Below are 15,508 nucleotides of genomic sequence, written 5' to 3'. Positions count from 1 at the left end.
GGTCAGATTCCTTGTTCACTGAGCCACAGGTTCAGTGCCGCCAGCTGCCACAGTTTGGAACCTCGCAGCGGGGTGAGTTGGCCTGTGGGGTTGGCCAGCAATGCCTCCACGCGTGCAGGGTTGAACAGGCCACGGTCCTGGCTGCCGTCCAGCAACAGGTCACGCACCCAGCCCAAGGTGGCGCCTTCCAGGTGCTTGAGGCCAGGCACTGGGAAGTAGCCTTTCTTGCGGTCGATCACTTCGCTGGGGATCACCCGGCGTGCGGCTTCCTTGAGCACGTGCTTGCCGCCGTTGGGCAACTTGAACTGGCCAGGTACACGGGCCGACAGTTCCACCAGGCGGTAGTCCAGGAAGGGGGTACGCGCTTCCAAGCCCCATGCCATGGTCATGTTGTCCACCCGTTTGACAGGGTCTTCCACCAGCATCACCGTGCTGTCCAGGCGCAGTGCTTTGTCTACAGCAGCATTGGCACCTGGCATGGCGAAATGTTCGCGCACGAAGTCACCCGCTGCATCATGGTCCAGCCGCCATTTAGGCTGAACAGTGTCCGCGTAGTCGGCATAGTCGCGGTCGAAGAACGCCTCGCGATAGGCGGCGTAGGGGTCGCTGGCGCCGTCCACCTGGGGATACCAGTGATAGCCGGCAAACAGCTCGTCTGCCCCTTGGCCGCTTTGCACCACCTTGCAGTGCCGTGCAACCTCCCGGGACAACAGGTAAAAGGCAATACAGTCGTGGCTCACCATAGGCTCGCTCATGGCCCGGAACGCCGCCGGTAACTGCTCGATAATCTCGTGCTCGGCGATGCGCAACTGGTGGTGCTGGGTGCCGTAGTGCTTGGCGATCAGGTCCGAGTATTCGAATTCATTGCCGCGTTCGCCACCGGCGTCGTCGAAGCCGATGGAGAAGGTGAGCAAGTTGTCGACCCCGGCTTCACGCAGCAAGCCCACGAGCAGGCTGGAATCCACCCCACCGGACAGCAGCACACCCACGTCCACGGCCGCGCGTTGGCGTATGGCCACGGCCTCGCGCGTGGACTCTAATACGCGGTCCACCCAGCCTTCGAGGTTAAGCGTGCTTTCTTCGGCGGTGGGGCCGTAGGGCAGCGTCCACCAGACCTTTTCCTCAGTGGTGCCATCGGCTTCGATACGCAACCAGGTCGCGGCCGGTAGCTTCTGCACGTTAGCCAGGAGGGTGCGTGGCGCTGGCACCACCGCATGGAAGTTCAGGTAGTGGTTCAGGCCCACGGGGTCCAGCATGGGGTCGATGTCGCCGCCTTTGAGCAGGGCGGGCAGGGTAGAGGCAAAGCGCAGGCGTTGGCCGGTTCGGGACAGGTACAACGGCTTCACACCCAGGCGGTCCCGGGCAATGAACAGACGTTGGTTATCTCGTTCCCACACGGCAAAGGCGAACATGCCATTGAGCTTGGGCAGCATGGCCTCGCCCCAGGCGTGGTAGCCCTTGAGCAGGACTTCGGTGTCGCCCTCGGAATAGAAGCTATAGCCCAGGGCTTCCAGTTCCTTGCGCAATTCGGGGTAGTTGTAGATGGCGCCATTGAAGGCCAGCGCCAGGCCTAGCTGGCCGTCCACCATTGGCTGCGCAGAGCAGTCGGACAGGTCCATGATTTTCAGGCGGCGGTGGCCGAAGGCAATCGGCCCCTGGCTATGGAAGCCCCACGCGTCCGGGCCCCGCGGTGCGAGGCTGTGGGTAATGCGTTCGACGGCGCCCAGGTCGGCGGGCTGCTGATCGAATCGAAACTCTCCTGCGATTCCACACATGTAGCTTGAACCTTCTTTATCAAGGTTGGGCGCTACTGGGGGCGTGCGGGCCTTGTGCCTGGCCTTTGAATGAACCAGGCGAGCCAATCGCACACGGCATGGTCAGCCAGTAGCGCAGGTGGCCCTGCCAGTCGCGGTGCGCTGTCAGGGGCTTGGGGGGTTGGAGGCCAGGTGGGGGGGATCGTTCCGTTTGAAGCGCTCAACCATGCCTGTTTGCTGGTGATGCAGGCGGGCTGTGAGGGTTAGGCGTGGTGAAGTCCGTTCCCTGGCTGCGCCAGGTCCCACAGGGTTTTGCACGTACGCGAACCTGTGGGAGCTCACGCAGTGGGCGAATGTTGAACTGCTGCAAACCCTGCAGTTAGTCGATACCAATCACACCTTCCCGCCACACCTCCAACGCCTCTAGCTCCATAGGCCGTGCCAGCAAGAAGCCCTGTACTTCATGGCACCCGGCCTTGCGCAGTACTTCCAGTGTTTCGGCGCACTCGATGCCTTCGGCCACAATGCGGTAGCCCAGGCGCAGGCCCAGGTCGATCAGGGTTTCCACCAGGCGGCGGTTGCGTTCGTCATTGCTGATGTTGCAGATCAGCGACCGGTCCAGCTTTACCGCCGTAGCCGGTAATTGGCGCAGGTACGTCCAATTGCTGTAGCCGGTACCGAAGTCGTCGATGGCCACGTCGATACCGACTTCGCGCAATCGCTCCAGTTGCTCGCGCACCAGCTCCGGGCTCTGGCACAAGGCACTCTCGGTAAATTCCAGTTCCAGCAGGCGAGGGGGCAGGCCGGCGTCGGTCAGCAGGCCCAGCAGGCTGTCTGTGAACGCTGCGCCGTCCAGGTCCTCGGCGGACACGTTCACCGACATTTTCAGGCTTCGCCCCTGGTGGTGCCAATGAGCGGCTTGCACCACCGCCTGGCGAATCACCCACAGGCTCAGAGGCCGGATCATGGACGTGCGCTCGGCCAGTGGAATGAACTCGGCGGGGCTCACCGCACCCAGGAAGGGGTGCTCCCAGCGCAGCAACGCCTCCACTGATAGCAGGGCACCCGTTTGCGCATCGAAGCGGGGCTGGTAGGCCAGGCGTAACTGCTCCGCCCCTTGAAGTGCCTGTGCCAGCGCGCTTAACAGCATGAACGCACGCTGCTGGGCGCGTGCCAGCCCCGGTTCGTACCACGCCCAGCCGGTCCCTTTTGTGCGGGCGTCATCAGACGCGCTCACGACCATGCGCAACCAGTCCGGCAGGCTGGCCTGGCCTTGGGTCAACTCGATGGCACCAATCCCGATCTGGGTCTGGATAGGAATGCCGCTGCACATCAGGGGGCGCTTGAAGCGTTGGGTGATGCGGCTGAACACGTCGTCATTGGCATCATTGCGATGGCCCACCAGAAAGAAGCCAAAGCGTGTCTGGCTTATTCGGTAGATGGCTGTGACGTCGGGCAGCAGCAAGGCCAATTCGGCATGCATGCTAACCATCAGCTCCTGGGAGAACTGGTAGCCCAACGCCTTGACGATATCGTTGAGCATCTGTGGGGACACCATGTCCACAGCCACCAGCGAATGGGGCTGCTGACCGCGACGGCTGCCAATGTCTTCCTCCAACCGTAGGCGGTTGAGCAGGCCGGTTTGTTGATCACGAAAAGCCAGGTCTCGCAGGCTGTCGATACGGTGCATCACCAGCGCGCCGAAATTGCGTAGGGCGTCTTCCTCTCGGGGCGTCAACGGGGGCCTTGGCACGGTGTCAATCACGCACAGGCTACCTAAACCAAGGCCGTCCTGGGTGGTCAGTGGTACCCCTGCGTAAAAGCGGATATCCGGGTTGCCTGTCACCAGGGGGTTGCCCTTGAAACGCTCATCTGCCAGCGCGTTGGGCACCACGAACAGTTCTTTGGACAGAATGGTGTGGGTACAGAAGGAAATGTCGCGAGCTGTGCCCGCCACGCCCAGGCCACGGCGGGCCTTGAACCACTGGCGCTGTTCTTCAAGAATCGAGATCAGGGCGATGGGTGCATCGAAATAGTCTTGCACCAATTCAACGATATGTTCGAACACCGGATCCGTAGTGCCTTCAAGCAGGCACAGGTCTGCCACACGCTGCAAGCGCGCTGCCTCGTTCGTGGGCATGGGCATTGGCTGGATCATACAGTGTCTTCCGCTATAGGCCTTTGAGTAGGTGCTCGTTCGGTATCAAAAAGCCCTACTTCGCCTTAAGGTATCGGCCGCTTCGGTAGAATCTGAAGCGTAACAATCAGCGGCCGTCCAGGCCGGCCCGTTTTGGCGGGCTTGCCTTGCCTTTGGACAACGCCCGCACCCCAAACCGATTCGGGTGGCAGGCGTCGGCTACCGGCCGTGGTAGCGGCAAGGGTTCACGCTCCAGCCAGGCGGCAATCAGTTCACCGGACAACGGCGCCGTGATCAAACCACGTGAACCATGGCCACTGTTTACGTAAAGGCCGGGCAGCCATGGGCAGGGTTCATCACAGGTGGCCCGTGCGTTACGGCGAAGCTGGGCATAGGCAGCGTCGAACGCCTCAGGGTCAGCGACAGGCCCTACAACGGGCAGGTAATCAGGGCTGGTGCAGCGCAGGCCAACCCGCCCTTGCAACTGTTCGGCACTGGCTGGGGCCAGGCGCTGGGCCAAGTCAGGCGAAATATCGTCGAGCAAGGCCAGGTTATGCGTGTGTTCGGCTACGCTTGGCTCGCGGTCTAGCCGGTTGAAGTCGAAGCTGGCCCCGAGGGTGTGTTCGCCCAGCCGTGCAGGGGCTACGTAGCCTTCGGCACATACCACGGCTTTCAAGGCCCGGCTGGTATCGGTGGCCGGCAGGCGGGTGATCTGGCCGCGAATCGCCTTGAGCGGCAGGGTAGCGGTAGGCTCGAACGCCTGCACCTGTTCCGCACAGGCCAGCACCACCACAGGGGCACTGGCCAGCCGTTCGGTTGCGCTCCACACCTGCCAGCCCTGCGCTACCTGTTCAAGGCGCAGCACGTGCTGATGGGTAACCAGCCCAATGTTCGGGTGGGCGGCCATTAGGGCGCAGAGGGCGGGGGGGTGAACCCAGCCACCTTCAGGGAAATACAAGCCGCCGTTGGGCACCGGTACGCCGGCCAGTTCGCTGGCTTGTGCCGGCGTTACCAGGCGCAGCAAGCCGGGGGCGAAGGCACTGGCCAGGGTATGCTGGCGCTGGCCCTCTGCTGCAGTGCTAGCCAGCTGCAATACGCCACAGCCATCCCAGGCCGTGCCCTGTTGCAGCCGCTCAAGCAAGCGACGGGTATAGCCAAAACCGCTAACGATCAGCTGGGACAGGGCTGTGCCATGGGCCGACAGCTTGAGGTACAACACGCCCTGAGGGTTTCCGGAGGCTTCCTGAGCCAGGCCGCTGTGACGCTCCAGCACGGTTACCTTCCAGCCTCTGGCGGCCAGGCTGAAAGCCGTGGCACAACCGGCCAGCCCTGCACCGATCACCAGGGCCTTACGTTCACCTGCCACGGGTGGCGGGTAGTCGAACCAGGGCTTGGACGGGGAAGGTGGTGGCGCACCCACCGGCGCAGATGGCGTGATGAACTCGCCGCGCATGATTTCCCATTTCTTGCCTTGCCCAGGCAGCCGTTTCATCTTGAACCCAACGGCTTTCAAGCCACGGCGCACGGCCCCGGCAGCGCTGAAGGTGCCCAGTGTGGTGCCTTCGGCAGAAAGGCGGGCAACCTCGGCAAACAGGGCGTCGGTCCACATGTCCGGGTTTTTGGCAGGCGCGAAGCCGTCCAGGAACCAGGCATGGACGCGGCCCTCAAGCTGGCTCAGCTCAGTTTGCGCGTCACCTATCAACAAGGTGAGGGTCACGCGGCCCTCGTCAAACACCAGCCGTTGCATCCCGGCATGAATAGCCCGGTAGGCGGCCAGCAGTTGCTCGGCCCAATGCGCCAGGAAGGGCCAGAGGGCCAGCGCGCGGGTAAGATCAGCCAGGGCAAGCGGGTACTTTTCGGTACTGATAAAGTGCAGCCGCGTGCCGGGCGGTGCGGTGGTATCGAACAACTGCCAGGCGGCCAGGAAATTAAGGCCCGTCCCAAAGCCGGTTTCGCCAATCACCAGGCAATGGCCGCAGGGCAATGCACTGAAGCGCGACGCCAGCTGGTTCTGCTCCAGGAACACATAGCGTGTTTCTTCCATGGCCGCCTGGCTGGAAAAATACACGTCGCCGAAGGCCTGTGACACAGGCTGGCCGTTTTCATCCCAGTCAAGCTGGGCAGGGGTGATAACGCTGGGCATTAGGTGAGAACGTCAGAGTCGGGAAAGCAGTATTTTGCCACAGGCCAGTGTCCAGATAAGCAGCCCTAGGAGGAAATCCCACCCATGTTCGAATCCGCTGAAATCGGCCACGCCGTCGATGATGATACTTACAAGGCGGCTGTGCCTGCACTGCGCCAGGCCCTGCTGCAGGCCCAATACGAACTCAAGGAGCAAGGCGGTTTCCCGGTAATTGTGCTGATTAACGGCATTGAGGGCGCGGGCAAGGGAGAAACCGTGAAACTGTTGAGCGAGTGGATGGACCCACGCCTGATCGAAGTACGCACCTTTGACCAACAGACCGACGAAGAACTGGCCCACCCGCCTGCCTGGCGGTACTGGCGTCAGCTACCTGCAAAAGGCCGCATAGGGGTGTTTTTCGGTAATTGGTACAGCCAGATGATTCAGGGCCGTGTGCATGGCCGCTTCAAGGATGCCGTGCTGGACCAGGCCATCGGTGAAGCCGAGCGGCTGGAACAAATGCTGTGCGATGAGGGCGCGCTGATCTTCAAGTTCTGGTTCCATCTGTCCAAGCACCAGATGAAGCACCGGCTCAAGACGCTCAAGGATGATCCCCTCCACAGCTGGCGGATCAGCCCGTTGGACTGGCAGCAGTCCAAGACCTATGACCGTTTCGTACGGTACGGAGAGCGGGTGCTGCGCCGCACCAGCCGAGAATACGCACCGTGGCATGTGATTGAAGGGCAAGACAGCAACTACCGTAGCCTGGCCTTTGGCAACATCCTGCTCGAAGGGCTGCAGGCGCGTTTGAAAGCCCCGGCCAGGGGCGTGCAGCAGGCCACGCCGCCACTGGGCAGCAGCCTGGATGAACGTACCGTGCTCGATGCCCTGGACCTGACTCATGCCCTGAGCAAAGCCGACTATCACCAGCAGCTGATCCAAGAGCAGGCGCGGCTAGCTACCTTGCTGCGAGACAAGCGCATGCGCCGGCATGCCTTGGTGGCGGTATTCGAAGGCAACGACGCCGCTGGCAAAGGCGGCGCCATCCGAAGGGTCGCCGCCGCGCTGGACCCACGTCAATACCACATCGTCTCCATCGCGGCCCCTACTCAAGAGGAACTGGCTCAGCCCTACCTCTGGCGATTCTGGCGGCATATCCCGGCAAAAGGCCAATTCACGGTATTCGACCGCTCCTGGTATGGGCGTGTGCTGGTGGAGCGAGTAGAAGGCTTCTGCGAACCAGTCGATTGGTTGCGGGCCTACAGCGAAATCAATGATTTCGAACAGCAGCTCACAGAGGCTGGCATTGTGGTGGTCAAGTTCTGGCTGGCTATTGATAAACAGACCCAGCTGGAGCGGTTCAATGAGCGGGAAGAGACCCCTTTCAAGCGCTACAAAATCACAGAGGATGATTGGCGCAACCGCGAAAAATGGGACGACTACCGAGCAGCTGTAGGCGACATGGTGGACCGTACCAGCACGGAAATTGCACCCTGGACCTTAGTAGAGGCCAATGACAAACGTTGGGCGCGCGTCAAAGTGTTGCGTACCCTTAACGATGCGCTGGAAAAGGCTTTCAGCAAACACGATTGAGCGCGTAGCTTAATTGGCTTCAACGACCTGTTCCCCGGCCCTTTGGGGCCGGAGAGACGGTTCGCCGCTATGGGCTATGCAGTGGCAGTGTTGCGGTTACGGCTCAATGCCCGTTCGATATAAACCAGGCTCTCCTTGAAAGCTTCGGCCTTATTAGGGAAAGGGCCTTCAAGGGTGTTTTCTCGCGTACTAAAGAAGAAACTGCCGTTTATCAGCGTAAACCGGTCGCTACGAAAGTGGGTAGCGGGGGCAGGTTCTTCTGCGCGTTTGCTGAACATGTGAATCTCCGAACGAACTGAAAGCCGAAGGGTTAGCCGTTGCTTCCGGAAGACAACATGTTCTCCGGGCGCACCCATTGGTCGAACTGCTCATCGGTCAAGTAGCCAAGGTCAAGCGCTGCCTGGCGAAGGGTCAGGTTCTCACCATAGGCCTTCTTGGCAATCTGCGCAGCCTTGTCATAACCGATGTGAGGGTTGAGTGCAGTCACCAGCATCAAGCCGCGCTCCAAGTGCTCGGCCATCTTTTCGGTGTCTGCTTCTAGCCCGGCAACGCAATGGGTATTGAAGTTGCGGCAGCCGTCCGCCAGCAGGCGAATCGATTGTAACAGGTTATGGATAATCACCGGTTTAAACACGTTCAATTGCAGGTGGCCCTGGCTGGCCGCCATGCTGATCGTGACATCGTTGCCCAGTACCTGGCAGGCCAGCATCGACAGCGCTTCACATTGGGTAGGGTTAACCTTTCCGGGCATGATGGAGCTGCCAGGTTCATTGGCCGGCAGGCGAACCTCGGCCAGGCCGCCCCGGGGCCCGGAACCCAGCAGGCGCAGGTCATTGGCCAGCTTCATCAGCGCCACGGCGAGGGTTTTCAGCGCCCCCCCCAATGTCACCAGCGGTTCATGGCCTGAAAGGGCCGCAAACTTGTTGGGCGCCGTGACAAAAGGCAGGCCTGAGAGCGCGGCAATTTCTGCCGCCACTGCCTCGGCAAAGCCGGTGGGGGCGTTAAGCCCAGTGCCTACGGCCGTACCCCCTTGCGCCAGTTCATAAACGGCCGGCATGGCCGCACGGACAGCCTGCTGGGCATAGTCCAGCTGGGCCACGAACGCAGACAGTTCCTGGCCGAAGGTGATGGGGGTGGCGTCCATCATGTGAGTGCGGCCCGTTTTCACCAGGTGCATGTGGCGTGCGGACAGCTCGGCAAGGCCTGCGGACAGCTCGGCGATGCCCGGCAGCAAATCATGTTGTACAGCCTGGGCTGCCGCGATGTGCATGGCAGTGGGGAAGCAGTCGTTAGAGCTTTGTGAGCGGTTTACATGGTCATTGGGGTGTACCGGTGCCTTGCCTCCGCGCCCTTGCCCTGCCAGTTCGTTGCCGCGGCCGGCGATCACTTCGTTAACGTTCATGTTGCTTTGGGTGCCGCTGCCGGTTTGCCACACCACCAAGGGGAATTCGCCGTCGTGCTTGCCAGCCAGCACTTCATCGGCAGCTTGCTCGATCAACCGTGCAACGTCCGGCGGCAGGTCGCCGTTACGGCTGTTCACACGGGCCGCGGCTTTCTTGATCAGAGCCAGGGCGTGCACGACCGGCAAGGGCATGCGCTGGTCGCCGATGGCAAAGTTGATCAATGAACGTTGTGTCTGGGCACCCCAGTAAGCGTTTTCAGGGACGTCGATCTGGCCAATGCTGTCGGTTTCAATGCGGGTCATTTCATGCTCGCTTGTGAAGGTTCTATAGCCAGGTTAGGCGCTGCCAGGCAGGTGGGGTTCCCTGATTTTCATGGGGCAACGGCCAGGCGCAGGGCAGGGCAACTCGTCAGGGAGGGTTGAGCCACCGGTCGGGTTGGGCGCAGAATGGTCCGTTCATGGGCTTGCCCACTTGTTGCTCCTATTGCCACAGTAAGGAAAATCGATGAATCGAGTTCGCGCCCTTTGCACAGCGGCTGTTCTGGCCTGCGCCGGGCCGGTGATGGCCGATACCGCCAGCCATAACGCCAGTGCGGAAGCCTTTCTGATGATGGCGCATGCCGACAAGATCGGCACTCCGGTATACATGCAAGTGCAGCAGATGTTCGCCCAGCGCTTCGAACAATCCGGTGCCCCGGAAAGCAAGAAAGCCACGCTGGAAACCTACCAGGCCAAGGCCAATGCAGAGCTGGACAAAGCCATTGGCTGGAACCAGGTCAAGCCGGACATGATCAAGCTGTATACCGACAATTTCAGCGAGCAAGAGCTCAAGGACCTGGTCAAGTTCTACAAAAGCCCCCTGGGCCAGAAAGTGCTGAACACCATGCCCAAGGTTACCCAGCAGTCGGTCGAGTTGAGCCAGAAGCACCTGGAGCCAGCCGTACCGGCGGTGAACAAGCTGCTGGCCGACATGACCGCCGAGGTCACGCCACCCAAGGCAGCTGAACCGGCTAAAGAAGCGCCCAAGAAGAAGTGATCGTCCATGACCATGCAAACCCGCATTGAGCAGGCCTTGAGCCTGCTGCAGCCGCAGCACCTGAGCGTGGCAGATGAAAGCCACATGCACAGCCGTGGCGAGCACACCCACTACAAGGCCGTGGTGGTCAGCGAGCGGTTTCTGGGCCTGAACAGCGTCAAACGTCACCAGTTGGTGTATGGCACGCTGGGCGAGTTGATGGGCCAGTTCCATGCGCTGGCCCTTCACACCTATACCCCGGAGGAGTGGGCTGCTGTCGGTGCCGCTCCGGCGTCGCCGGTGTGTGCAGGCGGGCATTGACGCCTAGGCAACACAGCGCCTGCTCTCTTTGCTAAAATGCGCGCCGCCGTCTACCACGGCGCGTATTCCCAATCGCCCGGTCCGCCCTTTGCGAGGGTGACCACCAGGAGAAGCAAAGATGACTCCCCCTATTGTTGTGGCGGCGTTGTACAAGTTCGTCACCCTGAACGACTACATCGACCTGCGCCAGCCCCTACTCGATGTGCTATTGAGCAATGACATCAAAGGCACCCTGTTGCTGGCCAACGAAGGCATAAACGGCACGGTGTCCGGTACCCGTACCGCCATTGATGCCTTGCTGGCCTGGCTACGCAGCGACCCTCGCCTGGTGGACGTGGACCACAAGGAATCCTACTGCGACGAGCAGCCGTTCTACCGTACCAAGGTCAAGCTCAAGAAAGAGATCGTGACGCTTGGGGTGCCCGGTGTGGACCCAAACAAAAAGGTTGGCACCTATGTAGAGCCTCAGGACTGGAACGCCTTGATCAGCGATCCGGAAGTGTTGCTGATCGACACGCGTAATGACTACGAAGTCGCCATCGGTACCTTCGAGGGCGCCATGGACCCTAAGACCGAGACCTTCCGTGAGTTTCCGGACTACATCAAGGCCAATTTCGACCCCGCCCGCCATAAGAAAGTCGCCATGTTCTGCACCGGTGGCATCCGGTGTGAGAAGGCTTCCAGCTACATGCTCGGAGAAGGGTTCGAAGAGGTGTACCACCTCAAGGGTGGCATCCTTAAATACCTGGAAGAGGTGCCCCAGGAAGACACCAAGTGGCAAGGCGACTGCTTTGTGTTCGACAACCGGGTAACCGTTCGGCACGACCTGTCCGAAGGTGAGTACGATCAGTGCCACGCCTGCCGCATGCCCATCAGCGCCCAAGACCGGGAATCGCCCCACTACACGCCTGGCATCAGCTGCGGGTATTGCTGGGACAGCCTGAGCGAGAAAACACGCCGCAGCGCCATCGACCGGCAGAAGCAGATCGAACTGGCCAAGGCCCGCAACCAACCACACCCTATCGGCCATAACTACCGCAAAGCGACCGAGGCCTGAGCCATGTCGAACCGCCTGGTATACGTGATGGACCCGCTGTGTTCATGGTGCTGGGGTTTCGCACCTGTAATGGAGGGGCTGATCGACCAGGCGGCAGCGGCAGGGGTGGGAGTGCACCTTGTAGTCGGCGGCCTGCGTACGGGCCGTACGCCACTGGACCCAGCAACGCGCGCGCGCATTCTCGAGCACTGGCACAGCGTAAACGAAGCCACAGGCCAGCCTTTTCGGTTCGAAGAGGCCATGCCGGCGGGTTTTGTCTATGACACCGAGCCGGCCTGCCGTGCCGTGGTGGCGGCTCGCCGTATCGATGAACGCCTCGCCTGGGCGATGGCCAAAGGCGTTGCCCAGGCATTCTACCGGGACGGCGTGGATGTAACCTGCACAGCGGCCCTGGTGGACATCGCCGAAGCGGCCGGCATGTCGCGTATACGTTTCGCTGAAACATTCGACCTGGCATCGACTGCCGAGGCCACGCAGGGCGACTTCCAATGGTCCCAGTCGCTGGGTATCTCTGGTTTTCCAACGGTACTGGCCGAACACGACCGCCAATTTGCTCTACTCACCAATGGTTATCAGCCCTTGAAAGAACTGGCGCCCTTGCTGGCACGTTGGCTTGATCGCGCCACCGCGTTATAGTCGCTCAATGCCACTTCACCCCCGAAGCATCGGTTGCGGCATAGGCAAGCAGGGTGCATGGCCAAGTGCCCGCAAACACTGGCCAAACCCCGCTTACGGTGCGCCGGGCCCTCGTTTTCTTGTGTCCCGGCTTCTGCGACGCAAAGGATGACATGAAGCACAATCGGACGCCCGAAACGCCACGACTCATCAGCATTGCCTGGCCGTTCATCGCCGTGGTGCTGTTGCTGGCGCTGCTGGGTTGCATAAGCCTCTACGCGCTCTCTGCAGTGCGTGGTTATGTGGCAGGCGAAAGCCTCTGGTCCAAGGGCCAGAAAGACGCGATTTTCTACCTTAGCCTGTATGCCGATAACCGGCAGGAAGCGGTGTTCCTGAAGTACCGGGAAGCCATGCTAGTACCTGAAGGTAGCCGCGAGCTGCGCCATGCGCTGGACCGCCCCGAGCCCGACGTCGAACTGGCGCGGCGCGACCTGGCGCAAGGCGGCAACCACCCCGAGGATTTCGACGGCATTATTTGGCTGTTCCTCAATTTCCGTCATATTGCCTACTTCGCCAAGGCCATCGAGCTATGGAACATCGGCGATCGCTACCTTGGCCAGTTGGACGGCATCGCTCAACAGATGCACAGTGCGGTGCAGGCCGGAACGGCCACCAGTGCCGATATGAATCATTGGAAAGAGCAGATCGTGGCGGTCAACGAGGCGGTCACGCCAGCGGCCAAGGCCTTTAGTGACGCCTTGGGGGAAGGCAGCCGCGTGCTCCAACGGCTGCTGATTGCCACCAACCTGATCACGGCGTTCGTGCTGATCGGCCTGGCCTTATGGATCACCCGCAAATTGCTCAGGCAGCGCCATAACATGGCGCAGGCGCTGCTGCTTGAACGGGAGCGGGCGCAGGTCACGCTGGCGTCCATTGGCGACGGCGTGATTGCAACCGATGTGACCGGGGCCATCGCCTACATGAACCCGGCTGCCGAGCAGCTTACCCATTGGAAGGCTGAGCAGGCTGCCGGTTTACCGTTGTCTGCATTGTTCAAGCTGCTGGACGAGGGCGTTGACCAGGATTGTTTCACGCTTATCGAACGGATCCTGAACGGCCAATTGGCTGGGGGCAGCGAACACGCCAAGCTGATTCAGCGGCTGGACGGCAGCACGGTCTCAGTGACGCTGGTAGGTGCACCCATTCAAACAGATGGGCGCATCAGCGGTGCGGTGCTGGTGCTCCACGACATGACCCAGGAGCGACAGTACATCGCCAACCTGTCATGGCAGGCCAGCCATGACGCGCTTACCGGGCTTGCCAACCGGCGGGAATTCGAAGTGCGCCTGGAGCAGGCACTGAACCGTATGGGCAACGGCCAAGGCCGCCATACGTTGATGTTCCTGGACCTGGACCAGTTCAAGCTTGTGAATGACACGTGCGGCCACGCTGCAGGTGACGAATTGCTGCGCCATATCTGTGCGGTGTTGCAGGCCGGGTTGCGCGAAACCGACACCTTGGCCCGGCTGGGCGGCGATGAGTTCGGTGTGCTGCTGGAAGATTGCGCTCCCGAGCACGCCGAGCGCATTGCCGAGTACCTGCGTGAAAGCGTGCATAGCTTGCATTTCGTATGGAAGGGTCGGCCCTTCATGACCTCCGTGAGTATTGGCCTGGTTCACCTCAACCTGTTGCCCGCAACCCTCGAGCTGTCGCTGCGCGCAGCTGACATGGCTTGCTATATGGCCAAGGAAAAGGGCCGCAACCGGGTTCAGGTGTACCACGCCGACGACTCGGAGGTGTCCAACCGCTTTGGTGAAATGGCGTGGATACAGCGGTTGCGCCTAGCGATCGAAGAAGATGGTTTCATCCTTTACGCCCAGGAAATTGCCTTGCTGAACAACGACCGTCATGGCGCTAAGCAAGCGAGGCATGTGGAGATTCTGTTGCGCCTCAAGGATGAAGCTGGCCATCTGATCCTTCCCGATACCTTTATCCCGGCGGCTGAGCGTTATGGTTTGATGACCGCCTTGGACAGGTGGGTCGTGCAGAACGTATTCAAGGTCATTCGCCAGGCGATGGACGAGGGCGGCACTTCCCTGGCGGTATGTGCTATCAATTTGTCCGGGATCAGTATCGGCGACGACGATTTCCTGGATTATCTCCGTGAGCAGTTCCGCCGGTATGGTATTGCACCCCATCTGATCTGCTTTGAAATCACCGAGACGAGTGCTATTTCCAATCTGGGAAGCGCCATCCGGTTCATCAATGAACTGAAGGCGCTGGGTTGCCTCTTCTCGCTGGATGATTTCTGCGCGGGCATGTCTTCATTCGCTTACCTTAAGCACCTGCCGGTAGACTTCCTCAAGATCGACGGCAGCTTTGTCAAAGACATGCTAGATGACCCTATCAACCGTGCCATGGTCGAGGTGATCAACCATATTGGGCATGTGATGGGCAAGCGCACTATTGCCGAGTTCGTGGAAACACCTCTGATCGAGCAGGCGCTGATGGAAATAGGCGTGGACTACGCGCAGGGCTATCTGATCGAACGCCCTCACTTGTTCACCTGCGAAAGTTTGCGGTGCGGCGACAAGGTTCGTGAAGCACCCTGAACCTGTGAGCCGAGAGGCTTTCATTCATGCCAGGCGGTAGTTTTTCACCAACAGAAAGGAAGTTGTCGATGAACGATATAGCAGACTCAGGTTTCACCCGCACCGGGCCGCTGATGGAAGCCAGCAGCTACCCGGCCTGGGCTCAACAGTTGCTGCGTGATTGCAGTATTGCCAAACGCCGGGTGGTACAGCATGAGCTTTATCAGCGCATGCGAGACAATGCACTGAGCCCCGCTACCATGCGCCAGTACCTGATCGGGGGCTGGCCAGTGGTAGAACAGTTTTCCTTGTACATGGCACAGAACCTGACCAAAACCCGATTTGGCCGGCACCCTGGTGAAGATATGGCTCGCCGCTGGTTGATGCGCAATATTCGGGTAGAGCTCAACCATGCGGACTATTGGGTGAACTGGTGCGCAGGCCATGGCGTGAGCCTGGAAGAGCTGCAGGCGCAGAAAGTGCCGCCTGAGTTACAGGCATTGAGCCACTGGTGCTGGCAGGCCTGTGCCACCGAGTCGCTGGCCATTGCCATGGCAGCGACCAACTATGCCATTGAGGGTGCGACGGGCGAATGGTCGGCAGTGGTGTGCTCGAGCGATGTCTATGCCAATGCGTTCCCTGAAGACACCCGCAAGCGGGCCATGAAGTGGCTGAAAATGCATGCGCAATACGACGATGCTCACCCATGGGAAGCATTGGAAATCATCTGCACCCTGGTAGGCACTGCACCCTCGGTGGCGTTGCAGGGCGAATTGCGCAAGGCCATCTGTAAAAGCTACGACTACATGTTCCTGTTCCTGGAGCGGTGCATGGAAATCGAAAACAAGGCCGTGCATCGGGAGCGTGAAGCGATCGCGTGATGGATGTGCGGGCAGGCTCC

The 15,508-nt window shown here is 60.6% G+C and carries 12 protein-coding genes; 7 read left to right on the top strand and 5 right to left on the bottom strand.

Translation table 11 applies throughout. The features are described 5' to 3' along the window. Positions 1–2: 2 nt before the first annotated feature. The 3 genes from HBH25_RS15095 to mnmC all read right to left on the bottom strand — a co-directional run bounded on the left by HBH25_RS15095 (position 3) and on the right by mnmC (position 6,034). A complete protein-coding gene (locus HBH25_RS15095; RefSeq protein WP_168084751.1) occupies positions 3–1,775 on the bottom strand; it encodes an N-acetylglutaminylglutamine amidotransferase in 1,773 nt (590 codons plus the stop codon). Positions 1,776–2,133: 358 nt separating this feature from the next. Then, positions 2,134–3,900, bottom strand: a complete 1,767-nt coding sequence (locus tag HBH25_RS15090; RefSeq protein ID WP_229631928.1) for a sensor domain-containing phosphodiesterase — start codon at positions 3,898–3,900, stop codon at positions 2,134–2,136. A gap of 118 nt (positions 3,901–4,018) precedes the next feature. Next, positions 4,019–6,034, bottom strand: a complete 2,016-nt coding sequence (gene mnmC / locus HBH25_RS15085) for a bifunctional tRNA (5-methylaminomethyl-2-thiouridine)(34)-methyltransferase MnmC2/FAD-dependent 5-carboxymethylaminomethyl-2-thiouridine(34) oxidoreductase MnmC1 (protein ID WP_168084749.1) — start codon at positions 6,032–6,034, stop codon at positions 4,019–4,021. A gap of 84 nt (positions 6,035–6,118) precedes the next feature. Between mnmC and pap the strand changes: the two genes are divergently transcribed. Next, entirely contained in the window at positions 6,119–7,606 is a 1,488-nt protein-coding gene (gene pap / locus HBH25_RS15080; protein WP_168084747.1) for a polyphosphate:AMP phosphotransferase, read from the top strand. Positions 7,607–7,680: 74 nt separating this feature from the next. Here pap and HBH25_RS15075 read toward each other — a convergent pair whose 3' ends face one another. After that, a complete protein-coding gene (locus HBH25_RS15075) occupies positions 7,681–7,884 on the bottom strand; it encodes a DUF6316 family protein (RefSeq protein ID WP_168084745.1) in 204 nt (67 codons plus the stop codon). Positions 7,885–7,916: 32 nt separating this feature from the next. Beyond that, positions 7,917–9,311, bottom strand: a complete 1,395-nt coding sequence (locus HBH25_RS15070; RefSeq protein WP_168084743.1) for a class II fumarate hydratase — start codon at positions 9,309–9,311, stop codon at positions 7,917–7,919. Positions 9,312–9,513: 202 nt separating this feature from the next. On the opposite strand from HBH25_RS15070, the gene HBH25_RS15065 reads away from it, so the two are divergent. The 6 genes from HBH25_RS15065 to HBH25_RS15040 all read left to right on the top strand — a co-directional run bounded on the left by HBH25_RS15065 (position 9,514) and on the right by HBH25_RS15040 (position 15,488). Further along, entirely contained in the window at positions 9,514–10,044 is a 531-nt protein-coding gene (locus tag HBH25_RS15065; protein ID WP_168084742.1) for a DUF2059 domain-containing protein, read from the top strand. Positions 10,045–10,050: 6 nt separating this feature from the next. Then, positions 10,051–10,344, top strand: coding sequence for a BolA family protein (locus HBH25_RS15060; RefSeq protein WP_168084740.1), 294 nt, complete (start codon positions 10,051–10,053; stop codon positions 10,342–10,344). Between the two features lie 118 nt (positions 10,345–10,462). Then, a complete protein-coding gene (gene trhO, locus HBH25_RS15055) occupies positions 10,463–11,401 on the top strand; it encodes an oxygen-dependent tRNA uridine(34) hydroxylase TrhO (protein WP_168084739.1) in 939 nt (312 codons plus the stop codon). A 3-nt stretch (positions 11,402–11,404) separates the two neighbouring features. Beyond that, on the top strand, positions 11,405–12,037 hold the full coding sequence (locus HBH25_RS15050; protein WP_168084738.1) for a DsbA family protein: 633 nt from the start codon (positions 11,405–11,407) through the stop codon (positions 12,035–12,037). 152 nt (positions 12,038–12,189) lie between these two features. Next, positions 12,190–14,628 carry an EAL domain-containing protein gene (locus HBH25_RS15045; RefSeq protein ID WP_168084737.1) on the top strand — a complete coding sequence of 813 codons (2,439 nt, stop codon included), beginning with the start codon at positions 12,190–12,192 and terminating at the stop codon, positions 14,626–14,628. Positions 14,629–14,696: 68 nt separating this feature from the next. Beyond that, positions 14,697–15,488, top strand: a complete 792-nt coding sequence (locus tag HBH25_RS15040; protein ID WP_168084736.1) for an iron-containing redox enzyme family protein — start codon at positions 14,697–14,699, stop codon at positions 15,486–15,488. The last annotated feature ends 20 nt before the right edge of the window (positions 15,489–15,508 follow it).

The organism is Pseudomonas quercus (assembly GCF_012033695.1).
GTDB lineage: Bacteria > Pseudomonadota > Gammaproteobacteria > Pseudomonadales > Pseudomonadaceae > Aquipseudomonas > Aquipseudomonas quercus.
Note: the sequence above shows the minus strand (reverse complement) of the source record. Positions and strands in the feature narration are given on the sequence as shown.